Below are 23,276 nucleotides of genomic sequence, written 5' to 3' on the forward strand. Positions count from 1 at the left end.
AAGCCCAGAAGTTAACGCGGGGTGGAGCAGCCCGGTAGCTCGTCAGGCTCATAACCTGAAGGCCGCAGGTTCAAATCCTGCCCCCGCAACCATCTCAAATTGCTCACGCAGCAAATCAAGGTCAAGCTCTCTTCCTCTGGCCTTCCTCGCTCTTTTCCGGCCCGCCTCTTCGGCGGGCTTTTTGCGTTCAACCGAGATCGCCAGGATGCCCGCCAGATCGCCCCGCACGTCGATCCGCAGTTTGCCGTCCTCCGGCGTCAGAACGATCTCCTTCACCAGAGATCGCAGCACATCCGCTGCCGTCATGCGCCTCGCCTCGGAATCCTCCTGAAGCGCAGCGTATAGCTCGTCGACCTGGGCGTGGTAGTGATGCGCCATGTTCGGATGCAGCAGGGGAGGCGGCTCTTCGGCACCTTCGAGAAAACGCTCAATGTCCGCCTTTTTTGCCTCCAGGGTTTTCATCTGCTTCATCATCCGCAGCGGGCTTGCGTCGTCATCAGCCGCGAGGATGAGACTCATCAGCTTGTCCAGTTCCCTTTCGATCTTCCGGGTTTCCGCCTCGGCCGCATCGATCGAAGCACGGCCCTCCATACGCAACCGATTCATCTCCCGGGTGAATTCCTCGCAGAACTCCGCGAACAGCTCCGGGTCCATCAGATTGGTGCGCAGGGCGTTGAGGACGCGCGCTTCGAGCTGGTCGCGACGGATATTCATGCGGTTATCGCAAGTGCCCTTGTTCCTCGCTGTCGAACAGCCGACCAGATTGGTGGAAATCATCGCATAGCCACCGTCACAGCAGCCGCATCTGGTGAGGCCGGAGAGCAGGTACCTTGGCCGCCGGCGATCCCGGAAATGGTTGTCGCTCTCGTTGTTGCCCGCGTCACCATCCGCATCGTTCTGTTTGACGGTTCGCTGCCGTTCCTTCACCGCATGCCATAGATCGTCATCAAGGATGCGCAGTTCCGGCACCTCCTGGACGACCCACTCGGATTCAGGGTTCATTCGCGCCTGGCGCTTGCCGGTATCCGGGTTCTTGATGAAACGTTGGCGGTTCCAGACAATCCGGCCGACGTACATCTCGTTGTTGAGAATGCCATTGCCCCGTTTCACGTTGCCGTTAATGGTGCTGAAACCCCATTCCCGACCGCCGGGAGCAGTGACACCATCCTTGTTCAGTTCGACGGCGATCCGCTTGGATGACTTGCCGGCGGCATAATCGCGGAAGATGCGGCGGACCACTTCAGCCTGTGCTTCATTGATGGTGCGGTCGCCGCGAATGGGTTCACCGGCGGCATCGAACTTCTTCACCACGTCATAGCCGTAGGCATTGCCGCCGCCCGACTTGCCGGCCTCGACACGCCCGCGCTGGCCGCGCCGGGTCTTGTCGGCCAGATCCTTGAGAAACAGGGCGTTCATCGTGCCCTTGAGGCCGACATGCAGGTGCGTGATCTCGCCCTCGGAGAGCGTGAGCATCTTCACGTCTGCATAGGACATGCGCTTGAAGAGGCCGGCAATGTCTTCCTGGTCACGCGACAGCCGATCCATCGCTTCGGCGAGGATCAGGTCGAAACGGCCCCGCATCGCATCCGCGATCAGGGCCTGAATACCAGGTCGGATCATGGACGCGCCGGAGATCGCGTGGTCGGAATATTCCTCGACGATCTGCCAGCCCTGCTTTTCGGCGAGCAGGCGGCACATGCGGAACTGATCCGCGATCGAGGCGTCACGCTGCTTTTCGTCGGAATAGCGGGCATAGATCGCGATCTTCACGATGCTCTCTCCTGCAATCTCAGGAGCGTCGCGTTCGTCGCTCCTTCCTTTGTTCCTCGTAAACCTGCCGGGCGGCCCGACGGGCGAGCAGGCGAACTACCTCGACCAGCCGAGGATCCGGTCCATTGCCCCGGCGTACGAGCTTCAGTTCGGGCTCTACGGGCCGAACCCTCTTTCGCTCCTGCTCCGGGCGATTGCCACCATCCATCGTCTCGCCTTTTCAAGCCGATTGCAAGTCGAACGGGTTCACGATTGCCGGGAACGGCCGCACAGGCAATGGAAATCAAAGGCGAGGAATCGGCGGAGTCTGAGGTTCCGACGACGGTCCCGGAGAAATTCAGCGAAGCATGGAGAGCCGTGGCATATGGAATATACTGATCTGATTATCATGCATTGTTCAGTGCATGATGATGCCATGATTTTCGTTGATAGCCAAACACTGACGGTGATGCCAAGAGGCGACTTCGACGACAGCTCAAATGTCAAAAGGCATGCTTCCACTACCTGACGGGCGGGTCGCCTCCAAATGCATCTATGGACAGCGCCGCAAGTTTGAGCACCTAATCTCGCGGCAAAGATTCGCCCATGTCGTCAGTGAACTCGTCATCATGAGCTGGCGGTCCAGCCTACATCGGAGCAATGGGCGACAAACGGACGGCGCGCTTTTCAGGAGCGCACCGGTATAGCTGACGCTGCCCCAGAAGCGGCATTGACCAACCGTGGCACAAGGAGGCTAGATGGTGCAATGACCATGCCTGAAGATCTCGTCCGATGCCTCGTTCTGAACACGATAGCGGCCTCACGGGCGCTGCTGAGAGCCGGTGACGCCAAACTGAAGCCCTTCGGCGTCACGGTGCAGCAATTGTCGCTCCTCGCTGCCATCCGCTTCCATCCCGGCCAACCCGTGATGGCTTTGGCGCAGCTCATCGCACTGGACAGAACTAGCCTCACCCGGAATCTGGACCTGCTGGAGAGTAAGGGCCTAGTCCGGCGCGTGGCCAACACCGCCAACAATGCACGCGTATGCGAGCTGACGGAGGAGGGAAACCTGCTCCTCGATCGTCTCCTTGTGCTGTGGCGGCAATCTCAAGCGCCTCTGATGGAGGACATAACGCCAGAGGACGCCGAAACCTATCTCCGGGTCTCGAAGCGATTGGCGGGAGGGTGACGCGTGACGTCGATTGCCTTACAAGCTTAATGTGTATATGCACATGCATGAGCTTGAAGGGAGTTGACATGTCGGAACCCATCGTCGTCACAGGGCTTGGTGCCGTTTCTCCGCTTGGCGTGGGCGTGGAGGCGAACTGGCGCCGCCTGGTGTCCGGGCAGAGCGGCATCCGGGCCAATACCCGCTTCGATACCGCCGGCTGGAAATGCCGGGTCGCGGGGCTGGTGCCCGCTCATACCGAGGATGCGAACGGTTTCGATCCGGAGCGGAGCATGGACGCCCGCGACCTGCGCCGGAACGATCTTTTTATCCAGTATGCCGTCGCTGCCGCGATCGAGGCCCTGAAACAGGCGGGTTGGAACCCCGATGCCGCGGAGGATCGCATCCGCACCGCCACCGTGATCGGAACGGGGGTCGGCGGCGTTCCGGCGATCACGGCCGCGAGCGAGGTTGTTCGCACGGCCGGCGTGCGCCGGCTCTCCCCGTTCGTGGTGCCGTCCTTCCTGCCCAATCTGGCCGCCGGCCAGGTGGCGATCCGGTTCGGTTTTCACGGGCCCGCGGGCTCGCCGACGACCGCCTGCGCCGCCTCGGCCCAGGCGATCGGCGACGCCATGCGCATGATCCGCGCCGGCGAGGCCGACATAGCCCTCTGCGGGGGGACGGAGGCCTGTGTCGATCCCGTTGCCATCGGCGGTTTCACGGCTGCGAAGGCGCTTTCCTTCGGCTTCAACGACGCGCCGCATCGAGCCTCACGCCCCTTCGACAGCGATCATGACGGGTTCGTCCTGTCGGAAGGCGCGGCGATGCTGGTGATCGAGCGCCTGAGCCATGCCGAACGACGGGGCGCGCGACCTCTCGCCTTGCTGTCGGGTTATGGCACGACGACGGATGCGCATCATGTGACGGCTGGCTGGCCTAATGGTCGTGAAGCGGCCCGTGCGATGGAGATCGCGATCAGGGCGACGGCGATCGCGCCTCACGACATCGGCTACATCAATGCGCATGCAACCTCGACGCCTGTCGGCGATGCCGCTGAGCTTGCGGCACTGGAGAAGGTCTTCGGCGCCGGCGCAGCAAGGATTCCGGTGAGTTCGACGAAGTCGGCCACCGGCCACGTGCTCGGCGCAGCGGGGGCAATCGAAGCTGTGTTTTCAGTGCTCGCCATCCATCATCAGCTAGCGCCGCCAAGCTTGAACATCGAGCGGCCGATGCCGGAGGCGGAGGGGTTCAATCTGATTTCCGGTGGCGCACACCCTCTGAACGTACGGCATGTGCTTTCAAACGCCTTCGGGTTCGGGGGCGTCAACGCTGCCCTGGTGTTCAGCCGGTACCGCTGAGAAACGGGATTCAATGGAGGTCATGCCCGGCAGGGGTTACGTTTGCCAGTAGGTCGCTGGCAATCCGGCCATCTCGGCCGGAATGGGGCCGGGAGCAGACTGGCCGGTCTTAGCCTCGGCAAGTAGCGAAGCAGACATTCGCGTTCAACAGGCGCATAGTCACTTTCGGCCCCAAGCCGACATTGGCTGTGGGTGCCCGGAGTGGCCGCTTCGGGTTAGAGGAACGAAGAATACCTCGTCACTCGCTTCGAGCGCGACCGACCCATCGGCTCCTGGCAGCCCAAGCGCGACGGCGAACGCAACGAGACCCTCGACACCTTCGTCTACGCCCACGCCGCCCTGCATGGCCTTATCAGCATGGGACTCAGACTGAACGAGGAGGTGGAGGGGGTGAGTAGGCCGTGTCATATGGCAAGAAGCGCACTATCACCGGTGCGCTCCCAATGGATGGAACGGTGAGGACCCGGCCCCTCGATTCAAGCCGCCACCAATGAGACAACACTCGTTGAGAGCGTCGACGCAGCGAAATCGCGCAGCAGCAGGGTGCGACGATCTTCGCGCCCGCCTTGCTGCTGGAGGGTTCGCTCCAGCGTCTGCAGGCGCTCATCTCTCTCCGCGTCCGCGAAAAATTCCGAGAATGCCACGACCCGGCCTTCGCTGACAGCGACCGCTTCCTCGACTATAGCTCGTTCCATCGGACGCCCGCGGGCAACGAGCGCACGCAGTGCGGATGGCTCGGCTTTCTCGAGCGCGTCTTCGAAAGCGATCGCAAAGGTCGTCTTGAAAGGAACATCCGAAAGTCCGGCCCTTTCGGAGACGTAGGTCGAATAGCTGTCCTGCGGAGCGTCCGAGAGAAATGCACGTAGACCGTCCTCGGAAGACAGCCCAGACTCGAAGAGAAATAGCTGCCGCCGTGCCATTGCTGTCGGTATAGTCAGACTACTCGCATCCTCGACACCTTTTGGCTGCGGCCTCGCGCGCCGCAGCGCGCGCCCCTGATCCAGCTTTTGCAGCAGCGACCGGGTAGCATCATTGTCTACCCCGTCAGCAATCGCGCAGTTTAGAACGTCGCGAGCGTCGGCCGGTCGTTGTAGATCGTCGGCCATAACAGTCGCGAGCTGGGTGCGCGCATACGGTTCTTCGGGGAACAGAGCCATCGTCTCCCGCAGAAGGGCCGCCGCTTCGTCCGCTTTGCCAGAGTGAACCGCCAGCACTGTCGCGAGCTGGGTGCGCCATTGATAGTCTTCAGGAAAGCGCCTAATCGCTTCCCAACCGACAAGTTCCGCATCCGCAATACGCCCAGCGGCCGCCAAGGCATCCCGCATAAGGGACCAGGCGAATACGTTCACTGGGTCGTAGTCGAAGGCCAAGGTCGCCAGAAATACGGCGAGCGCCCCGCGCTCGACTCGTTCGTCTGGTGGCCCTTTCTCGATTAGCCGCATACCAAAGTTGCAAGCCGTGCGCACGAGGTAAAAGACATCACCCGAAACGTCAGCGTAACGCTGCTGCCGGCGCATTATGGTTTCGATAGGCGTCCTAATCTGATCCAAGGGCTGATCAACAGAGTTCAGAACAAGCTGCCACTCGCTCATTGGAACCGACTCAGTCGAGAAAATGGTCCGCGAAACAGCTCGCTCGTCAGGATGAATATCGACATCCTCTCGCCACCAAGCGGCGACCGGAAATGTCGTCTCGGCGCCTCTCGTTCGCTCCGACAGCTCACGCTCCGTAGCCGTGATAGCGGCTTGGACGCGATCCGTCCAGAAGCCGGCATCCCGCGGGAAGTCACCTTCGAGAATGCGCCATTCTCGCTCGAAGGCCGCCGTGCTCGGCCTCTGCGTCACAGCCCAACGTGCAAGCCCTTGAAGCGCAAAGTCCTCGTTCGCATCGAAGTCATCACCCAGCGGAAGGCGACGCAGCCCCAGGAGGGCGATCCGCAAGTAGCTCGCATCGTACCGTCCCGCGTCACCGTTCTCCGAGCACACTGACAACCAAAGCGGCATCAGCCGGCGCGGCTTTAGGCCTTGGTCCGCCGCCGCTATGTCCTGGCTGAGCGCAAGGATCCGAAAATACTCGCGGCGCAGGTCAAGACCGCGATCCACGACGAAATTCTCGAAGAAACCACTCCACAGAACGTAGCAGCGATGGAGGCCCACAACAGTCTGCTCGGGCAACAGCCGACGAATGATCGTCACAAGAGTCACGAGTTTAGCCAATTCGATCCGAAACGAACGGCCCTCCTGCTGCAGGAGCGTTGAGCGGAATTCCTCGAGGAGCTCGGCGCAGCCGCGGTCGAAGCCGCGAACGACATCAGAGTCGCGCGGTTCCGAAGCAAGAATTGCGTCCACAGCGTCTTCAGGCTCGGCAGCCGAAAGCCGCCCAAGCGACGCCGTCCCATTTAGGATAGCCCGAAGTGCGGCCTTCCCGTCATCCCTTAGCTGGGCTTTGTATTTCTCCAAGGCTGAAGACGTCGCCATGATCAGATCCCGACTTCGCCAAAATCCGTGCGCCCCGTTTCCGTTCGCAGGGTATCAAGGTGGCGACCGCGCGCGGCCTCAATGTCGGGAACATCCGCTCCAGACCACTTGACTAGCCGCTTCACATTCCTCCACGAATAATCGAAGCGGATGTGGAGGATCTCACGCACGCTCGGCTTCTTCGGATTGCGCTCGCGCAGGTCGACCGTGAAACCATGGCTGGTCGAGCGCGGAACGGGAAAGAACGCAGGGTTGTCCTGGCACTCAAGTACGGTCGCCAAGGAGAAACAGCGATCAACTCCCTTTGAATGAGCCTGCTTGATGACTTCATCAGCGGTGTATTCCATGAGCGCAAACCTATACGGATTACCCGAAACAAACGGATAATGGTGGTATAATCCAAGACGGTCGATAATTCTTTGCAGCCAGTCCGCTTCCTTCAGATCGTCCGAAACCTCACTCTTGAACGCGGCAAACGAAGGGCGCTCGCCCGGATAATTCTGGAACTGATCCGTGAGCGCCGAGAGCCTGTGCTGATCGCATGTCCGGAGAGCATCAACCAGGCTTCCGAAATCGAGTCCCCCTTGAGGTTCCAAATGGCGGTCGATCCGCTCGAGTCGGATGATTTTCTGCACTGGTTCCACAGTAGCAGGCAACAGTGCCAGATCGTTGGTAGCTTCATCGAAAGTCGATGAGTTGTGGCCCCGCACCAGCCCCTGAACGCTATCAACGAAGTAGCCGTTCACCACCTCACGCACATCATCTGAGAGCGGCTCATAGGTCTCCACGTCGTCCCGCCGCGGATCGGAGATGTTTTCTTCAATCAGATAGTTGTAGCCGACGCAGCTTTCGTCCGCATCGGTTCCCCTTGCGAGGGAAATAGCCGAAGCATTTAGCTCTGATCGATTGAACTGCATGCCGCTCCTCAAAATAGAACCTCAACACAATTGGCGTCGGTGAGCCGATGCCTCTATCCTCTATCTATTCGATAGTTGCGCCAATGAGAAGCCCGTTCGGGCCGGCGGCCTTCCAGGCGTCCACCCACGGAATGGCTGTATCGCAAGACGCGCGCACCGACAGCCCACCACCGAAAAAGAAATTTCCAAATATTTCCGATAACTTGAGGATCCGTTTCGAGCGATTCCCCCGCCAATGTGGACCTTTTCCTATCGCTTTCTCGACCTCGCGCGTGCTCACGGCTTCGACGCTGCGCGTGGCGGACGACATAAGGAGGGCACGTGGACGGTCGACGGGCTGAACGCTGCGATCTTCGTCGGTGCGACAACGGCGGCGCAGTGGGCCGACTGGTATGCGCGGAACAATCCGTGGGTCGCGGAGGCGATGGACAGCCTGATCGGAAATGTCATCGGCGCGGTAAGCTGGCCGCGCTCCATTCGTTCGGACCGGGCGTCATTGGAGTGACGGCTGCATTCGCCAAACGGGCGGTCATTCAAATTGTGCACAGCGAACGGCCGCTTTCCGCCTTCAATGGACGTTCGCACGTCGCGCAACGCACGGCAGCTTTACGGATCGAACCGAGAACCTCTAAACGACCAACATGGGGCGCAAAGCGGGCGTTGGGCCAGAGCCCGCTTAACGGCAGCTTCGGGCCGGGTGCTACGGCAGAGCAGGACAATGCTTCCTGCCGGGCTCCCGGTTTCTTCCGTATCCAGCAACCGAGCGCTTCATTGCTGACGCCAGCCTTCGGGCGTTGTGCGGCATCCCGGCGCTCTGGGGGAATGCAAGCCGTCCCCGTTCGGGCGGTGTATGGCGGCGGTCCCGACGGAACGCGCCCGCTGGTCGATTTGCCCCGGCCTACTACTTCCGTTAGAACCATGCGGCGGAAATCGCGTTCCATGGCTACGGCTTGGCGGCGCCCTTCGCCGCCGATCGCCTTGTGCCGCAGAGGAGCCGGCATGCTGTCGCTGACCGCCGTTTGCAAGGGCTACGCCAGTTCCGAGGGCCGGGTCGCGGTGCTCGACGGCGTCAGCCTGTCGCTGGCGGCCGGCGAGACGCTGGCGCTGACGGGCGAGTCCGGCAGCGGGAAGAGCACGCTTCTCCATCTGTGCGCCGGGCTGGACGCACCCGATGCCGGCCGGATCGCGGTCGCCGGCCGCCCGATGGGCCGCAGCGATGCCGAGCGCGCCGCGCTGCGGCGGGGCACGGTGGGGCTGGTGTTTCAGCAGTTCAACCTCATCCCCTCGCTCGACGTGGCGGCGAACCTTGCCTTTCAGGCGCGGCTGGCGGAGCGGCACGATCCGCGCTGGCAGGCGGAACTGACTGCTGCGCTCGATCTCGGCCCGCTCCTGTCGCGCTATCCCGAGGAGCTGTCCGGCGGGCAGCAGCAGCGTGTCGCCATCGGCCGCACCCTGGCGGCGCGGCCCGCACTCGTGCTGGCCGACGAGCCGACCGGAAACCTCGACGAGACCTCCGGCGACAAGGTGATGGCGCTGATGCTGCGGCTCGTCGCCGAGACCGGCGCGGCGCTGCTGATGGTGACGCATTCGCCGCGCCTCGCCGCGCAGCTCGACCGGCGCGTGCACCTGCGCGGCGGGCGGCTGTCGTGACGCGGCGGATCACGGGGCAGATGACAGGGCTTGCGGTGCTGCTGTCGCACTGGGCGCGGCACAAGGTGCAGGCGGCATTACTGCTCATGGGGCTGGCGCTGGCGACGGCGCTGTGGACGGGGGTGCAGGCGATCAACGCCGAGGCGCGGGCCAGCTACGATTTCGCCGCCGCGACCATGACGCAGGACCGGCTGCCCCGGCTCGTCGCGGAGCGGATCACGTTGGCCGATTATGTCGCGCTGCGCCGCGCCGGCTGGCCGGTTTCCCCTGTGATCGAGGGCGAGGCGGTGATCGGCGGCGAGACCCTGCGCCTCATCGGCATCGAGCCGCTGACCCTGCCGCCCGGAGAGCGCGTTGAAGGCAATCCGGCCGATTTCCTGACCGGCGGGACGATCCTGTCGGCCGCGCCGCTCGACGATCCGCGCGCGCGCCGCGCCGACCTGCCGCCGGGCATCGCGGTGGCCGACATCGGCGTCGCGGCGCAGATACTCGGCCCGGACATCTCCTATCTGCTGCTGACGCAGGACCGCTCCCCGCAGGACCGCCCTGCGCCCGCGGGTTATGCGCTGATCCGGCCCGCGACCACCGATCTGTCGCAGCTGACCGAGAGCTTTCACCTGAACCTCGCCGCCTTCGGTTATCTGGCCTTCGGCGTCGGGCTGTTCATCGTGCATTCCGCCATCGGCCTCGCGTTCGAGCAGCGCCGCGCCCTGTTCCGCACGCTGCGGGCGCTGGGCCTTTCGGCGCGCGCGCTGACCGGGCTGCTGCTGGCGGAGCTTCTGGCCTTCGCGCTGGTGGCGGGCGCGGCGGGCGTCGCTCTCGGCTGGCTGATCGCCGGGGCGCTGCTGCCCGACGTGGCATCGACGCTGCGCGGGCTCTACGGGGCCGAGGTCGGCGCGGAACTGACGCTGCGGCCGGTCTGGTGGCTGTCGGGGCTCGGGATCGCCGTGCTGGGGATGCTCGGTTCGGCCGGGCAAAGCCTCTGGCGGCTGTGGCGGCTGCCGCCGCTCGCGCCGGCCCAGCCACGGGCATGGGCGCGGGAATCGGCGCAGGCGATGCGCCGGCAGGCACTCGCGGGGGCCTTGCTGCTTGGTCTCGCCGCCGGGCTGCTGGCTTTGCCGGGGCTGTGGGCGGGCTTCGGCATGCTGGCGGGGCTGCTCATGGGCTGCGCGCTGATCCTGCCGATGCTGCTGGCGTCCCTCACGCGCATCGGGCAGTGGCTGTCGCGCGGGGCGGTGGCGCAATGGTTCTGGGCCGACACGCGCCAGCAACTGCCGGGCCTGTCGCTGGCGCTGATGGCGCTGCTGCTGGCGCTGGCGGCCAATATCGGCGTGGGCACCATGGTGGGCAGCTTCCGCGCGACGTTCACCGCCTGGATCGACCAGCGCCTCGCCGCCGACCTTTACGTCGAGGCGGCGGACGAGGCGGACAGCGCCCGGCTGCTGGAGTGGCTGGGCGATCGCGCCGTCGCGCTCCCGATGATCCGGACCACGGACGGCGGCACCGGGGTGGTGGGCATGGTGGACCATCCGCTGTTCCGCCGTGCCTGGCCGCTGCTGCGGTCGCTGCCCGACCCGTGGGCGCACCTTGACGCGGGCGACGTCTTCGTCAACGAACAGCTTGCCTTGCGCCGTCACCTCTCGCCCGGCGACCGGGTGGAGCAGGGCGTGATCGCCGGCATCTATCCCGACTACGGCAACCCGATGCCGCAGGTCATCCTCTCCTACGACCGGCACCGTGCGCTCTACCCCCTGCCGATCCTGCGCCACGCGCTGATCACCGACATCCCGGCCGCCGCGATCCGCGCCGCCTTCCCGCGCATGGTCGTGCAGGACCGCGCCGCGATCCGCGAAGCCTCGGTCGCGGTGTTCGAGCGGACCTTCGCCGTGACCGCCGCGCTGAACGTGCTGACGCTGGGCGTCGCCGCGCTGGCAATCTTCGCGAGCCTTTTGACGCTGTCCGCGCTGCGTCTGCCGCAACTCGCGCCGGTGTGGGCGATGGGGCTGCGGCGCAGCCGGCTCGCATGGCTCGAATGGCTGCGCACGCTGGCGCTCGCCGCCCTCGTGTGGGTGCTGGCGCTGCCGGTCGGGCTGGCGCTGGCGTGGGTTCTGCTGGCGGTCGTCAATGTCGAGGCCTTCGGCTGGCGGTTGCCGATGCGGCTCTTTCCGGGCGACTGGCTGCGCCTCGGCGGGCTGTCGCTGCTGGCGGCGGGACTGGCGGCGGCGCTGCCGGTCTACCGGCTGGCGCGCATCGCGCCGGCGGAACTGCTCAAGGTCTTCGCCCGTGAACGTTAAGGTAATCGCGCTGATCCTGATGGCGAGTGCCGCCTTGGTTCCCGCATCGGGGCAAGGCTCAGCGGGGCAAGGCTCAGCGGGGCAAGGCTTCGCCGGGCTTGGCGCCCAGGCCGAGGGGTTCGAGATGCCGCGCCCCGGCCCGTTCGACTTCCCCGCCGATCACGGCGCCCATCCCGCCTTCCGCATCGAGTGGTGGTACGTGACCGCGACCCTCACGGCGGCGGACGGCACGGAATACGGCGCGCAATGGACGCTGTTCCGCAGCGCGTTCGCCCCCCATGAGGCCGAGGGCTGGGCGAGCCCCCAGGTCTGGCTCGGCCATGCGGCGCTGACTTCAAGCACGCGCCATCTCGCGGCGGAAAAGCTGGCGCGCGGCGGCATCGGACAGGCGGGCGTCGCCGCCGTGCCGTTCGAGGCGTGGATCGACGACTGGCGGCTTGCCGACCGCATGGCCGCGCGGGGCGAGGGCTTCGCCTACGACCTGATGCTGCGCGCCACCGGGCCGGTCGTCGCGCAGGGCGACGGCGGCTATTCGGTCAAGTCCGCCGCCGGGCAGGCCAGCCGCTACTATTCGCAACCCTTCTACGCCGCCTCGGGCGAGATCCTGCTGGACGGGCGGCGCATCCCGGTGACCGGCACGGCCTGGATGGACCACGAATGGTCCTCGCAGCCGCTGGCGGCGGATCAGGCGGGATGGGACTGGTTCAGCCTGTCGTTCGACGACGGCGCGCGGCTGATGGGCTTTCGCCTGCGCGGGGCGCAGGATTTCGTCAGCGCCACCTGGATCACGGCCGACGGACGCCCCGAGCCGCAGCCGCCCGGCGCGTTGCGCCTGACGCCGGGGCGCACCGCCACCGTCGCCGGCCGCGCGGTGCCGGTGGAATGGCGCCTCGAACTGCCCGCCAAGGGGCTCGACATCACCACGCGCGCGCTGAACGACCAGGCATGGAACGCGCTGTCGGTGCCCTATTGGGAAGGCCCCATCCGCGCCGAGGGCAGCCATCCGGGGCGCGGCTATCTGGAGATGACGGGCTACGGCGAGGGTGCACGGTAGCAAGGCGGTGCCGCAGGTGCGGAACGTGCGCGCCTCCGGACGAAATCGTTCGACGACGCAGTCAACAAGGCTCCCAAGCTTCGGCGACATCCGCAAAGACATTCTCCCTATCGCAGGTCATTCAGGGAGGCCTTCTGCATGATCTTGCCCCACGATCAATCCATCCCTATACTGGAATGAATTGCGAATGGAGTGGAGAATGTCCCAGGTCCATCATTTCACGCTGAGCGAGGCAGGGTACGTCCTGGGCCGCTCCCCGGCCGTGCTCAACAAGGCGGTCGACACAGGTGTCATCCAGGCGAGGCAAAGGAAAGTCGGCAACGCGGTGCAGAGGCTCCTCGGCTCTGCGGAACTGCGCTTTCTGAGGCTTGCCGATGAACTCGACAAGGATCTGACGCCGGCGGGACGGCGCCGGCTCTACGGTGCGTTGCGCAAATTGCCCAGCGATGCCCACAAGCTCCGGCTCGGAAGTCTGGAACTGGATCTCGCGCGCATTGACGCGGATCTCGAAGACCGGATGGCGCGGCTTGAAGCGATCAGGGGCAGGATCGAACGCAAGGGCGATCAGGGCGAGGCGTTCATCCGCGGAACGACGATCGCGGCGCACCTGATCGCAGCTTTGGCGCGCGGCCAGGGTGTCGATGCCGTCCTCGCGGACTTCCCCTCGTTGACACGGGATCAGGTCGAAGCGGCAGTCGAATACGCCAAGGCCTACCCGAAACGGGGCCGCCCCTATCCGGCGCAGAGCCTGAAATCGACTCTGGCCGTTCTGGCCGGCGCCGGTGCGTTCGATGACGACGGCGACCTTGGCGACGTCGAACCAAGGGCTGTTCCGTGACGCTCTATCTGCTCGACGAAAATGTTCTCCGCGAGCTGAAGCCCGGCGGCCATGAGAATGTGCATCGGTGGATTGCAACGGTCGACGACACGGACCTGCGATTGAGCGTGGCCACGCTGTTCGAGAAACGCCGGGGAGCCGAGGCGTTGATGAAGCGTGAGCCGGAACGCGCGCGCAGGATCCTCGACGGCATCGAGGCGCTCGAGAAATCATTCTCTGACCGCATCATCCCGATCGACGGGCCCGTCGTCGCAGAATGGACACGCTTGCTCGGCAACAAGAACAAGGACCGATGGGATGTCGCTTTGGCCGCGACCGCACGCATCCACGGTTTCGTGGTCGTGACGCGAAATACGTCCGATTTCGCAGGGCGCGGGGTTCGTGTCCTCAACCCGTTCAAATCGCCGCCGGAGGTTTTGGATATTTAGGTGATTGTGAGGACGAGTAGGTAACGCCTGCCGCAATCGAAGCAGCAATCGCAGGCTCTTGAACGTCTGCACCCGCTTGGCCTGAGTAACAGGCTACCGGCCAGACTGGGCGCTCGCGGACGATTGGCGCGACTTCGGTTCCAAGCAGTTCGATCAAGCGCTGCATGCGGGAGGTTCCCGAGGTTCGCCGTTAAAATGCCCACTCTATACGTCGGGACATACGTGGCAGATGGGCGCGAAGGGCCGGCGGAGCGTAGTTCTCCACCGACGGCGAATGGTCGCGCCTATAGCCCTCCGACTATACCGCCCAGCGGTGCATAGGCGCAACGCTCAAAATCTTGGAACTGTTTATCCTACCGTGACCAACTCTACAGGTGCTGGGGATAGATCGCTTCACCAAAGCGGATATTGAGGTCAACGAAGTCATCTATGACTAAGATATAAATTATTTCTTTAGAAGCGCCTCAAATTTCTTCATTAAGGACGTCGCGAGATCGGGGCCTTTTAGATATAGACCGATCTCGTCTATACGATTGTCCGGCAGGCCTGATTGGGATCCCCAGTTCATGCTGCTGACGACGACGTGATCTTTGTCCCAGGCTAGGAACTTTGCGTGGAGCTGAGGATCGCGGATCGCAAGCAAATCGACAAAATCGTGCAATCGCTCACGGTGTTCCGCGACATGCCGTTTTTTTGTTGGACCGGTGTAACGCGAGAAGTAGACCCTGACATCATTGATGCGGCGGCCAGCCACTTCGGCCGGATTGAAGAGCGCCGGCACCATGGGCGCCCCTACCTTGTTGGTGCAACATACGAAGCTCTCAGTCGCTTCATGAGCTGCCGTGCGGAGCAACCGTTCGTGATCATCGGCATAGAGCACCATCAACTCAGCCTGGGGACGGTCCGGCGCCTGTCCGGCGGAAGACAAGGTGGTCCTGCTCCGCCGCAGGCCGGACGCCATGAACTGCAAGGTGAGCTGCTGCCGGCTTTGTGGACACGAAGATAATATCGTGACCAAGGAACTGGAGAGTGGACATGACGAGACGGAAGTTCAGCCGTGAGTTCAAGATCGAGGCAGTAAAGCTGGTGACGGAGCGGGGCGTGTCAGTCGCCCAGGCGTGCCGGGATCTGGAACTGGCCGAGAGCGTTTTGCGGCGATGGATGCGGGAGGCAGCCGAGGCGCCAGCCTCGTCGTTTCCCGGCAATGGCCAGCAGCGCGCCAAACTGGCCGAGATCGCTGCCCTGAAGAAAGAGGTCGCCAAACTCAAGGCGGAGCGTGACATCCTAAAAAAGGCCGCGGCATTCTTTGCGCGGGAAGCGACATGACGTTCGCTTTCGTCGCGAAGCACCGGCCCATCTGGCCGGTCAGTTGGATGTGCGAGGTGCTGGGCGTCTCCCGGTCGGGCTTCCACGCCTGGCTCAAACGACCGATCAGCGACCGGGCGGCTCACGATGCGAAGCTCGTCATTGCCATCGACAAGAGCTTCAGGGCCAGCGATCGTACCTACGGCGCCCGCCGTGTCTGGCGCGACGTGCTCGAGGATGGGCTGTCCTGCGGACTGCACCGGATCGAACGGCTGATGCGCCAGAATGCAATGAGGGCGCGACCGAAGCGACGCGGGAAGCCGAAGGACGACGGCGAACGGTCGGTCGTCGCCGACAACATCCTCGCCCGCGATTTCGAGGCCGACCGTCCGAACCAGAAGTGGCTGGCCGACTTCACCTACATCTGGACAGCCGAGGGCTGGCTCTATGTCGCGGTCGTCTTGGACCTGTTTTCCCGGCGTGTCGTCGGCTGGTCTATGAAGGCGGACCGGGACGCCTCACTGGTCATGGATGCGTTGATGATGGCAGTCTGGCGCCGCGGCAAGGCCGACGCGTTGCTGCATCACTCTGACCAGGGATCGCCCAATACAGCAGCGAGCAGTTCCAGCGTCTGCTGCTCGACCACGGCATCACCTGCTCAATGAGCCGGGCAGGAAATGTCTGGGACAACTCGGCGATGGAGAGCTTCTTCTCATCTCTGAAGACCGAGCGGACGGCCGGAAAACTCTATCGCAACCGCGATGCCGCTCGCGCCGATATCTTCGACTACATCGAGCGCTTCTACAATCCGAAGCGGCGCCATTCCAAGCTGGGCTACCTAAGCCCCATGGCGTTCGAGGACCGAGCTATGCAAACCTAACCCGGTGTCCACAAAATCGGCAGCAGCTCATCAAACCTGTCGTAGGGGGTGATGCTGTCGCACCAAAACCTATGCGAGCACGTTCCCTCTCTCACGGGGAACGCGCCAGAGATACCACGATGCGACCGTACGATGCGGCGCCCAGGCTCTGGCAATCTCACGTAACGCTTTCGGTTTCGGTTGCTCCGGCAGTCCTTTGAGGGCGCGATACCCCTCACGCACCCCGAAATCATCCACGGGCAAAATGTCGAGGCGCTCCAGCGAATACATCAGCAGCATTTCCACCGTCCAGCGGCCGATGCCCTTGATGGTGACCAGCCGCGAGATCAGCTCCTCATCGTCCATGGTGACGGCAACCTCACCCGGTGGGACAAGGCCGCTCAAAGCGCCCTCGGATATGGCCTTAATCGTCGCGATCTTCGTGGCGGAAAAGCCGCAGGCGCGCAAGTCATCGAACTCGGCCGCGATGATATTCTGAGGCGTCGGAAAAGGACTGTCCGGATAGAGCGCCTTGAGACGGTTGATAATCGCATCGCCGGCCTTCGCGGTGAGCTGCTGGTACCCGATCGCCCGGATCAGTGCCTCATAAGGTTCCCGCGCCGCCTTTGGGTCGTGCAGACAGGGACCGATCAGATCAATGGCGCGCGCCCAATCCTCATCGATATTCTTCAAAAACGCGACGGACGCTTCGTAGCGCTTGGCAATACTCATTCAGTTTCCGTTCCTTGTGTCCAGCCTCGTTGAGCCGGGATGGAGTTATCTTCCCGGAAGGGAGGGTTGATCACGTCCATAATCCAGTCGCGGTGTTTCGCACTCCGTTCCTTGCCTTCAAATTGAAAAATATTCGGGAGCAAGGATCGGAGTGTCGTCCGCCAGGGTCGTGGCTATTGGTGCGTCAAAGAAACCCAATCAGTAGACGGCGGGAGTTGCGATAGTGACAGGCAAGATCAGAATCGGCATAGGCGGCTGGACCTATGAACCATGGCGTGGGCCTTTCTATCCAGACAAACATCCGCAGAAGCGGGAGCTGGAATATGCCAGCCGTAAGCTGACATCGATTGAGGTCAACGGGACCTATTACGGAGCGCAGAAACCGGAGAGTTTTGCCAAATGGCGCGACGAGACCCCGGAGGATTTCGTGTTCTCGCTCAAGGCGCCGCGCTATGCGACCAATCGCAAAGTCCTGGCGGCTGCTGGGGAAACGATCGAACGTTTCTTCACCGGCGGCGTGATGGAACTCAAGGAGAAGCTCGGCCCAATAAACTGGCAGTTCATGGCGACCAAGAAGTTCGACCCCGTCGACTTCGAGGCTTTCCTGAAGCTGCTGCCAAGATCCGTTGAGGGTCTTCCGCTTCGACACGTCGTCGAGGTGAGGCATGACAGTTTCCGCTCCCCCGACTTCATCGAGATGGCGCGCGCCTATCGCGTCGCGACCGTCATAGCCGCTGACGGCGACTATCCCCAGATCGCCGACCCAACGTCTGACTTTGTCTATGTTCGCATCATGGGCACGAAAGAGGACAATGCGCTCGGATATTCCGAGCGCGACCTTGATCTCTGGGCCGAGCGCGCGAAGCATTGGTCTATCGGCGCGTTGCCTGCCGGTCTTGAATATGTCGCTCACGCCGAGGGCGAGGTCGCACCGCGTGACGTCTACCTCTATGTCATCAGCGGTCACAAAATCCGCAATCCTCTGGCGGCGATGTCGCTTATCGAGCGAACCCGTTAGCCATGCCGCTCCAGAACCGTGTCACCCCCTTTGGCGAGATTGTCGCCGTCCCACAGCGCGGAATGTTCATCGGCAATCGCGGGATCATTCACGATCCTAAAACCCGTACGCTGCTGAACAAGCGCTGGGCAACCCGAACCTGGCTGGTGTGCACGTGCGATTACAAAGACATCCGGCGCACTGTCATGGGCGCTGGAAGCTGGACGGAACTGTTCTTCCTGGATGAGGCGACAGCACTGTCTGCGGGACATCGTCCCTGTTTTCTGTGCCGACGCGAGAGGGCTGGAGCGTTTCGCGCGGCCTGGGCGACCGCGCAGTCCATCTTGCCCCCGTCAGCATCACAAATCGACGTGGCGCTCCATCGGGAGCGTCTGCAAAACGGCCATAAGAGGCTGCATGTGTTGGCCGCGCCCATCAGCACACTTCCGGACGGCGCAATGATAGCCGCCGACGGCGCGGCTTATGCAGTCGTGGGCGGCGAACCCTTTCTCTGGACGCATGACGGATATCGGGTCGCCCTGCACCCGAGCTTCGTTGATGGTCTTCTAACGCCACCTTCAACCCTGGCAGCTCTAAAAGCCGGCTACCGCCCTGTGTTTCATCCAAGCCTGAAAACGATTCGAACCAATGGACCCGCAGCATGATCCCTGACCTGTTCGCCGATATTGCCTCCCCTGAACCAAGCCGCATCGAAATGGCTGAAGGCGCCGTGCTGCTGCGCGGAAAGGCTCTGCCCCTTGAGCATGAATTGCTTGCTGCGCTCGACGTGATAGCGGCTGCGGCCCCTTTTCGTCACATGGTCACACCTGGCGGCTTTGTGATGTCGGTCGCCATGACCAATTGCGGCGCGGCCGGTTGGGTCACGGACCGAACGGGATATCGTTACGATCGCAACGATCCAGAAAGCGGTAAGCCATGGCCAGAAATGCCGGCATCGTTTCTGCAACTTGCCGTCGAGGCCGCAACGGAGGCCGGATATCCGGACTTTCGGCCCGATGCCTGCCTGATCAATCGGTACGAGCCGGGCGCCCGGTTGTCGCTGCATCAGGACAAGAATGAGCGCGATTTCGCCAACCCGATCGTGTCGGTGTCGCTCGGCTTGCCTGCGACATTCCAGTTCGGTGGTCTGAAACGCACCGATCCGATCACCAAATATTCCCTACACCATGGCGACGTCGCTGTTTGGGGTGGTCCTTCTCGCCTGTTCTATCATGGTGTGCCGACCTTGAAGGATGGTGTGCATGAAAAGGTGGGGCGAATGCGGCTCAATCTGACGTTTCGGGGGGCACTCTGATTTGAAGGCAAGGAACGGAGTGCGGGGTCTTTCTGAGAAAGACACAGTTCCCCAAGAATTCAAACAGGAGACGCCTATGTCCGATATCGCCTCAAAGCGCGCAGCATTCAAAAAACTGCATGACAGTTTCTTCGTCATTCCCAATGCGGCGAACGCCGGTGAAGCAAAGCACCTTGCCGAGCTTGGGTTCAAGGCTGTCGCCTCGACCAGTCATGGTCTTGCGTTGACCCTTGGCAAGGGCGACCTGACCGCCACGCTTGACGACACACTCGCCAATCTGCGCGCGCTCGTCACCGCTACGGATCTGCCTGTCAATGCCGACTTCGAAGCCGGTTTCGCCGACGATGCGACCGGTGTCGCCGCCAACGCCGCACAGGCCGCCGAAGCCGGTGTCGCCGGTCTTTCCATTGAGGATCGCAAAGGCAATGAGCTCTATGACCTTCCCATTGCTATCGAACGCATCAAGGCGGCGCGCGCGGCGCTGGACGCGATCGATCCGAACATTGTTCTTGTCGGACGCACGGAAGGTTTCCTGCTCGGCAATACCGATGTCAGTGCATCCATAGAGCGGTTGAAGGCCTATGCTAAGGCTGGCGCCGATGTCCTCTATGCGCCGGGTGCCTCGAAACCCGAAGACATCAAGGCTATCGTCGACGCCGTTGCGCCCAAGCCGGTCAATGTCATCCTGGTCAGCCCCGATATGAAAACCGCCGATCTTGAGAAATTGGGCGTGCGGCGCGTCAGCGTTGGCGGCTTCCTTGAGACGGCGGCATGGGCCGGTTTTGATGCCGCAGCCAAATCGCTTGCGGAAGCTGGGTCGCTTCCTGCCGTCAGTTTCGGCTGAGCGTCGCCGATTGAGAGGCCCGAGATATCGGGCCTCTCAACGGCATAACAGCCAAGGCTGTGGAATAAGGGACCGAGGGAAACAACGGATCTCCGCTGCGGCCGGACAGAATCAGCATCAGAAAATGCCTTAAAGGCAAGGAGTCCCTTCATGGACCAAATTACTTTCACTGCCGCGCGCAAATTCGCCGATATTCCGTCCGGCCGCATCGCCTATGTCGAACAAGGCGCTGGACCGGCTGCCATCTTCATCCACGGAGTGATCGTCAATGGCTGGTTGTGGCGCAAGCAACTCGAAGAGCTGTCTGATCTTCGGCGGTGCATCGCCATCGATCTGATGGGTCATGGCTGGACTGAAATCGCGTCCGGTCAGGATGTGACGTTCGATGGCCAGGCGCAGATGCTGGTCGAATTCCTCGATGCGCTCGGCATCGACAAGGCAGATTTCGTCGCCAATGACAGCGGAACTGGCGTCGCGCAGGTCTTCGCCGCCAAACACCCGGATCGCGTCCGGACGCTGGTCCTCACCAATGGCGATGTTCACGACAACTGGCCGCCAAAAGACTTTTCGGGCTTCCTAGACATGGTCGCCGCCGGCGGGTTGCCGGAAACTCTGCAGCGTATGCTGGACGATAAGGATTTTTATCGCGGTCCCGATGCCATGGCTGGAGCCTATGAGCATCCTGAACATGTTTCCGACGAGACGATCGAAACCTATATCCGGCCGCATGTCGCAAGCCCCGAGCGGACGGACAAGCTCGCTCGCTTCATTCTTGGCTTCGACAATGCGCAGACCGTCCGTGTCGAAGACCTGCTGAAGCAGGTCAAGGCGCCGACGCTGGCTGCGTGGGGCACTGATGATATTTTCTTCCCCGTCGATGCGGCGCATTGGCTCCAGAAAACGCTCTCCGGTCCCGTGACGATTGAAGAATTTCCCGACGGCCGCATGTTCTTTCCCGAAGAACGCGCCGAAGCGCTCAATGCAAAGATCCGCACCCATTGGATCACTTACAGCCAATAACACGCGCTGCACTTTACGGTGCAGCCTCGTCTCCCGGATGAAAGGTCCGCCGCTCATGCCGCAAGTCAGTATCGTCCGGAAGGAACAGCGGACCGGGTTTCGGTCTCCGATCGCGTCTGCGACCGGAGACTGGCCCGTGCGCGACTATGACGATCCCGACAAGACACTCGTGATGAACTGGATTGGTGGCCTGATCCGCAATGGTCATGCCGAATGGGGCATGCTCGGCAATGGCGACATTGAGCTCCGGTTCCTCAGCGGCGAGGTCTTCCATCTGCGAGAGACGACGATCCTGAGGGTTTCCTGAGCTTGGCGCAAAAAAGTGGTGCGTTCGAATTTAAAAGCAAGGACCGGAGTGAGATCGCCGCCACGACACCTTAAATATGTGGGCAAGACAGAACGAAGGAATGAACAAGATGAGTCTCGCCCCGGAAAAGACCAGAGACGCCCTTACACCCACCGAACAGGACCCACGGTGGCAGGCGGTTGTCAATCGTGACGCTTCAGCAGACGGCACGTTTGTCTATGCTGTCAAGACCACGGGCATTTACTGCCGTCCGTCTTGCCCGTCACGCACGGCAAAGCCGAAAAACGTCAGCTTTTACGCAACGTCGGCGGATGCGGAGGCGGCAGGCTATCGGCCATGTCAGCGCTGCAATCCCAACGGACCTTCTTTGGCTGAAGCGAATGCGGCCGTCGTTGCCCACGCTTGCCGCCTGATCGAAGACGCCGAAGAACTGCCGAAACTCGACGAGCTGGCCGCATCGGTTGGCATGAGCCGGTTTTATTTCCATCGCCAGTTCAAGGCGATCACCGGCCTGACTCCGAAAGCCTACGGCGCCGCACACCGCACGAAGCGTATGCGCGCAGAGCTCGATGATACCGGCACGAGCGTAACCAGCGCCATTTATGGCGCCGGGTTCAATTCGAACAGCCGCTTCTATGAGAAATCCAATGAGGTGCTTGGTATGACCCCGACGGCCTACAAGAACGGCGGTAAGGACGCCGATATTCACTTCGCAATCGGCGAGTGCTCTTTGGGCGCCATCCTGGTCGCCCGCAGTGACAAAGGTGTATGCGCCATAACACTGGGAGATGACCCCGATGCCTTGGCCCGCGATCTGCAGGACCGGTTCCCGAAGGCCAATCTGATTGGCGGCGACGCCGAGTTCGAACAGCTCGTAGCTCAGGTCGTGGGCTTTGTCGAAGCGCCGCAACTCGGTCTCGACCTGCCACTCGACGTGCGCGGGACGGCGTTCCAGCAGCGCGTCTGGCAAGCCTTACGCGAGATTCCGGTTGGTGAGACCGCGAGCTACGCCGATATCGCGCGCCGGATCGGTGAGCCAAAGGCGGTGCGTGCTGTGGCCCAGGCCTGCGGCGCCAATAAAATTGCGGTGGCCATCCCATGCCATCGTGTCGTGAGAAATGACGGTGCGCTCTCCGGCTATCGCTGGGGCGTCGAACGCAAGCGCGCCCTCCTGGAAAAGGAAGCCCATGCATGAGTACCCAAATTAACACCATACCCGCCTCTGAGGCCGTTCGATCCGCCGAGGAGCGCATCGCCAGCTATGATTGGCAGGAATTCGCCACCGAGCTGAGTGGCTATGGCTGTGCGGTGCTGCCGAAAATTCTGACGCCAGAAGAGTGTAAGGAGATCGCGGCACTTTACCCACATGAGGAGCATTTCCGCAGTCACATCCACATGGCCCGTCATGGATTCGGCAAAGGCGAGTACCGCTATTTCAAATATCCGCTTCCCGATTTGATCGGCGGACTTCGTACGGCGCTCTATCCTCACCTGGCCGATGTCGCCAATGAGTGGAATGCGCGAATGGGCATCGATCAGCGCTATCCGGCCGAGCACAAGGATTTCCTGAAGCAATGCCATGACGCGGGACAGACACGCCCGACGCCGCTGCTCCTGCAATATGTGCCGGGCGACTTCAACTGCCTGCATCAGGATCTCTACGGCGATCTCGCCTTTCCACTGCAGATCGCTTTTCTCCTGTCGGAGCCCGGTGAAGACTTTACAGGCGGCGAATTCGTTTTAACCGAGCAGCGTCCGCGCATGCAGAGCCGCGCGGAGGTGGTTCCCCTCCGTCAGGGCGATGCCGTCGCCTTTGCCGTTCACAATCGGCCTGTTCAGGGCACGAAGGGCAATTACCGGGTCAATCTGCGCCACGGCGTCAGCCGCGTCCGATCCGGTCAGCGTCATACCGTCGGCATCATCTTCCACGATGCGAAGTAGTCTCATCGGCAACAATGCGACGG

21 protein-coding genes, 1 tRNA gene and 2 pseudogenes are annotated in these 23,276 nt (G+C 62.4%); 19 read left to right on the forward strand and 5 right to left on the reverse strand.

Features of this window, described 5'->3' with window-relative positions; translation table 11 throughout:
- Positions 1–15 precede the first annotated feature (15 nt).
- Positions 16–92, forward strand: a tRNA-Met gene (locus FHS82_RS19815).
- Here FHS82_RS19815 and FHS82_RS19820 read toward each other — a convergent pair.
- Positions 49–1,770: a recombinase family protein gene (locus FHS82_RS19820; RefSeq protein ID WP_166956326.1), complete on the reverse strand. Its 1,722-nt coding sequence runs from the start codon at positions 1,768–1,770 to the stop codon at positions 49–51. The two genes, FHS82_RS19815 and FHS82_RS19820, sit on opposite strands and share 44 nt — an antisense overlap.
- A 745-nt stretch (positions 1,771–2,515) precedes the next feature.
- Between FHS82_RS19820 and FHS82_RS19825 the strand changes: the two genes are divergently transcribed.
- The 3 genes and pseudogenes from FHS82_RS19825 to FHS82_RS21265 form a co-directional block, all read left to right on the forward strand.
- On the forward strand, positions 2,516–2,938 hold the full coding sequence (locus tag FHS82_RS19825; RefSeq protein ID WP_166956212.1) for a MarR family winged helix-turn-helix transcriptional regulator: 423 nt from the start codon (positions 2,516–2,518) through the stop codon (positions 2,936–2,938).
- Positions 2,939–3,006: 68 nt separating this feature from the next.
- Entirely contained in the window at positions 3,007–4,275 is a 1,269-nt protein-coding gene (gene fabF / locus FHS82_RS19830) for a beta-ketoacyl-ACP synthase II (RefSeq protein WP_166956329.1), read from the forward strand.
- Between the two features lie 240 nt (positions 4,276–4,515).
- Positions 4,516–4,734 (forward strand): annotated as a pseudogene (locus FHS82_RS21265) (terminase gpA endonuclease subunit); the annotation flags it as partial.
- Positions 4,735–4,751: 17 nt separating this feature from the next.
- Here FHS82_RS21265 and FHS82_RS19840 read toward each other — a convergent pair.
- Positions 4,752–6,752 (reverse strand): tetratricopeptide repeat protein, encoded by a 2,001-nt coding sequence (locus FHS82_RS19840; RefSeq protein WP_166956215.1) that lies wholly within the window; start codon positions 6,750–6,752, stop codon positions 4,752–4,754.
- A 2-nt stretch (positions 6,753–6,754) separates the two neighbouring features.
- Positions 6,755–7,669, reverse strand: coding sequence for a hypothetical protein (locus tag FHS82_RS19845; protein ID WP_166956218.1), 915 nt, complete (start codon positions 7,667–7,669; stop codon positions 6,755–6,757).
- A 235-nt stretch (positions 7,670–7,904) separates the two neighbouring features.
- On the opposite strand from FHS82_RS19845, the gene FHS82_RS19850 reads away from it, so the two are divergent.
- The 6 genes from FHS82_RS19850 (at position 7,905) to FHS82_RS19875 (ending at position 13,933) form a co-directional block, all read left to right on the forward strand.
- A complete protein-coding gene (locus FHS82_RS19850) occupies positions 7,905–8,174 on the forward strand; it encodes a hypothetical protein (protein ID WP_166956220.1) in 270 nt (89 codons plus the stop codon).
- Positions 8,175–8,668: 494 nt separating this feature from the next.
- Entirely contained in the window at positions 8,669–9,319 is a 651-nt protein-coding gene (locus FHS82_RS19855; RefSeq protein ID WP_166956223.1) for an ABC transporter ATP-binding protein, read from the forward strand.
- 20 nt (positions 9,320–9,339) lie between these two features.
- A complete protein-coding gene (locus FHS82_RS19860; RefSeq protein WP_166956226.1) occupies positions 9,340–11,613 on the forward strand; it encodes an ABC transporter permease in 2,274 nt (757 codons plus the stop codon).
- Complete coding sequence (locus FHS82_RS19865) at positions 11,603–12,667, forward strand: lipocalin-like domain-containing protein (protein ID WP_343042637.1); 1,065 nt, start codon at positions 11,603–11,605, stop codon at positions 12,665–12,667. Before FHS82_RS19860 ends, FHS82_RS19865 begins: the two co-directional genes overlap by 11 nt.
- Before the next feature lie 199 nt (positions 12,668–12,866).
- Positions 12,867–13,505 carry a DUF433 domain-containing protein gene (locus FHS82_RS19870; RefSeq protein ID WP_166956229.1) on the forward strand — a complete coding sequence of 213 codons (639 nt, stop codon included), beginning with the start codon at positions 12,867–12,869 and terminating at the stop codon, positions 13,503–13,505.
- The gene (locus FHS82_RS19875) at positions 13,502–13,933 is read left to right on the forward strand and encodes a PIN domain-containing protein (protein ID WP_166956232.1); all 432 of its coding nucleotides are present in this window, start codon (positions 13,502–13,504) and stop codon (positions 13,931–13,933) included. The genes FHS82_RS19870 and FHS82_RS19875 overlap by 4 nt, the downstream gene beginning before the upstream one ends.
- 445 nt (positions 13,934–14,378) lie before the next feature.
- Here FHS82_RS19875 and FHS82_RS19880 read toward each other — a convergent pair whose 3' ends face one another.
- Positions 14,379–14,894, reverse strand: a complete 516-nt coding sequence (locus FHS82_RS19880; protein ID WP_166956337.1) for a phospholipase D-like domain-containing protein — start codon at positions 14,892–14,894, stop codon at positions 14,379–14,381.
- A 74-nt stretch (positions 14,895–14,968) separates the two neighbouring features.
- Here FHS82_RS19880 and FHS82_RS19885 point away from each other — a divergent pair.
- Positions 14,969–16,118 (forward strand): annotated as a pseudogene (locus FHS82_RS19885) (IS3 family transposase).
- Between the two features lie 69 nt (positions 16,119–16,187).
- Here FHS82_RS19885 and FHS82_RS19890 read toward each other — a convergent pair.
- Positions 16,188–16,829 (reverse strand): DNA-3-methyladenine glycosylase family protein, encoded by a 642-nt coding sequence (locus FHS82_RS19890; RefSeq protein ID WP_208394372.1) that lies wholly within the window; start codon positions 16,827–16,829, stop codon positions 16,188–16,190.
- Positions 16,830–17,052: 223 nt separating this feature from the next.
- Here FHS82_RS19890 and FHS82_RS19895 point away from each other — a divergent pair, with 223 nt between their 5' ends.
- From FHS82_RS19895 to FHS82_RS19930, 8 genes are all read left to right on the forward strand, one after another.
- Positions 17,053–17,847: a DUF72 domain-containing protein gene (locus FHS82_RS19895; protein ID WP_343042638.1), complete on the forward strand. Its 795-nt coding sequence runs from the start codon at positions 17,053–17,055 to the stop codon at positions 17,845–17,847.
- Positions 17,848–17,849: 2 nt separating this feature from the next.
- On the forward strand, positions 17,850–18,491 hold the full coding sequence (locus FHS82_RS19900; RefSeq protein ID WP_166956234.1) for a hypothetical protein: 642 nt from the start codon (positions 17,850–17,852) through the stop codon (positions 18,489–18,491).
- Positions 18,491–19,141 carry a DNA oxidative demethylase AlkB gene (gene alkB, locus FHS82_RS19905; RefSeq protein ID WP_377700075.1) on the forward strand — a complete coding sequence of 217 codons (651 nt, stop codon included), beginning with the start codon at positions 18,491–18,493 and terminating at the stop codon, positions 19,139–19,141. The genes FHS82_RS19900 and alkB overlap by 1 nt, the downstream gene beginning before the upstream one ends.
- Positions 19,142–19,217: 76 nt before the next feature.
- Positions 19,218–19,985 (forward strand): isocitrate lyase/PEP mutase family protein, encoded by a 768-nt coding sequence (locus tag FHS82_RS19910; protein WP_166956240.1) that lies wholly within the window; start codon positions 19,218–19,220, stop codon positions 19,983–19,985.
- 150 nt (positions 19,986–20,135) lie between these two features.
- Positions 20,136–21,005, forward strand: a complete 870-nt coding sequence (locus tag FHS82_RS19915) for an alpha/beta fold hydrolase (RefSeq protein WP_166956243.1) — start codon at positions 20,136–20,138, stop codon at positions 21,003–21,005.
- 136 nt (positions 21,006–21,141) lie between these two features.
- Complete coding sequence (locus FHS82_RS19920; RefSeq protein WP_166956246.1) at positions 21,142–21,312, forward strand: hypothetical protein; 171 nt, start codon at positions 21,142–21,144, stop codon at positions 21,310–21,312.
- Positions 21,313–21,421: 109 nt separating this feature from the next.
- A complete protein-coding gene (gene ada, locus FHS82_RS19925; protein WP_166956248.1) occupies positions 21,422–22,507 on the forward strand; it encodes a bifunctional DNA-binding transcriptional regulator/O6-methylguanine-DNA methyltransferase Ada in 1,086 nt (361 codons plus the stop codon).
- On the forward strand, positions 22,504–23,253 hold the full coding sequence (locus FHS82_RS19930) for a 2OG-Fe(II) oxygenase (RefSeq protein WP_166956252.1): 750 nt from the start codon (positions 22,504–22,506) through the stop codon (positions 23,251–23,253). The genes ada and FHS82_RS19930 overlap by 4 nt, the downstream gene beginning before the upstream one ends.
- Positions 23,254–23,276: the final 23 nt, after the last annotated feature.

It is taken from the genome of Pseudochelatococcus lubricantis (assembly GCF_011762225.1).
GTDB classification, from domain to species: Bacteria; Pseudomonadota; Alphaproteobacteria; order Rhizobiales; family Beijerinckiaceae; genus Pseudochelatococcus; species Pseudochelatococcus lubricantis.

Excerpts from the sequence above, each read along its gene's own strand:
- FHS82_RS19880 (WP_166956337.1), bottom strand. The coding sequence starts at position 14,894 with ATGGCGTCCGGCCTGCGGCGGAGCAGGACCACCTTGTCTTCCGCCGGA.
- FHS82_RS19840 (WP_166956215.1), bottom strand. The coding sequence starts at position 6,752 with ATGGCGACGTCTTCAGCCTTGGAGAAATACAAAGCCCAGCTAAGGGAT.
- FHS82_RS19860 (WP_166956226.1), top strand. The coding sequence starts at position 9,340 with ATGACAGGGCTTGCGGTGCTGCTGTCGCACTGGGCGCGGCACAAGGTG.
- FHS82_RS19825 (WP_166956212.1), top strand. The coding sequence starts at position 2,516 with ATGACCATGCCTGAAGATCTCGTCCGATGCCTCGTTCTGAACACGATA.
- ada (WP_166956248.1), top strand. The coding sequence starts at position 21,422 with ATGAGTCTCGCCCCGGAAAAGACCAGAGACGCCCTTACACCCACCGAA.
- FHS82_RS19910 (WP_166956240.1), top strand. The coding sequence starts at position 19,218 with ATGTCCGATATCGCCTCAAAGCGCGCAGCATTCAAAAAACTGCATGAC.
- FHS82_RS19890 (WP_208394372.1), bottom strand. The coding sequence starts at position 16,829 with ATGAGTATTGCCAAGCGCTACGAAGCGTCCGTCGCGTTTTTGAAGAAT.
- FHS82_RS19870 (WP_166956229.1), top strand. The coding sequence starts at position 12,867 with ATGTCCCAGGTCCATCATTTCACGCTGAGCGAGGCAGGGTACGTCCTG.
- FHS82_RS19930 (WP_166956252.1), top strand. The coding sequence starts at position 22,504 with ATGAGTACCCAAATTAACACCATACCCGCCTCTGAGGCCGTTCGATCC.
- FHS82_RS19915 (WP_166956243.1), top strand. The coding sequence starts at position 20,136 with ATGGACCAAATTACTTTCACTGCCGCGCGCAAATTCGCCGATATTCCG.
- fabF (WP_166956329.1), top strand. The coding sequence starts at position 3,007 with ATGTCGGAACCCATCGTCGTCACAGGGCTTGGTGCCGTTTCTCCGCTT.
- FHS82_RS19855 (WP_166956223.1), top strand. The coding sequence starts at position 8,669 with ATGCTGTCGCTGACCGCCGTTTGCAAGGGCTACGCCAGTTCCGAGGGC.
- FHS82_RS19845 (WP_166956218.1), bottom strand. The coding sequence starts at position 7,669 with ATGCAGTTCAATCGATCAGAGCTAAATGCTTCGGCTATTTCCCTCGCA.
- FHS82_RS19850 (WP_166956220.1), top strand. The coding sequence starts at position 7,905 with ATGTGGACCTTTTCCTATCGCTTTCTCGACCTCGCGCGTGCTCACGGC.
- FHS82_RS19900 (WP_166956234.1), top strand. The coding sequence starts at position 17,850 with ATGCCGCTCCAGAACCGTGTCACCCCCTTTGGCGAGATTGTCGCCGTC.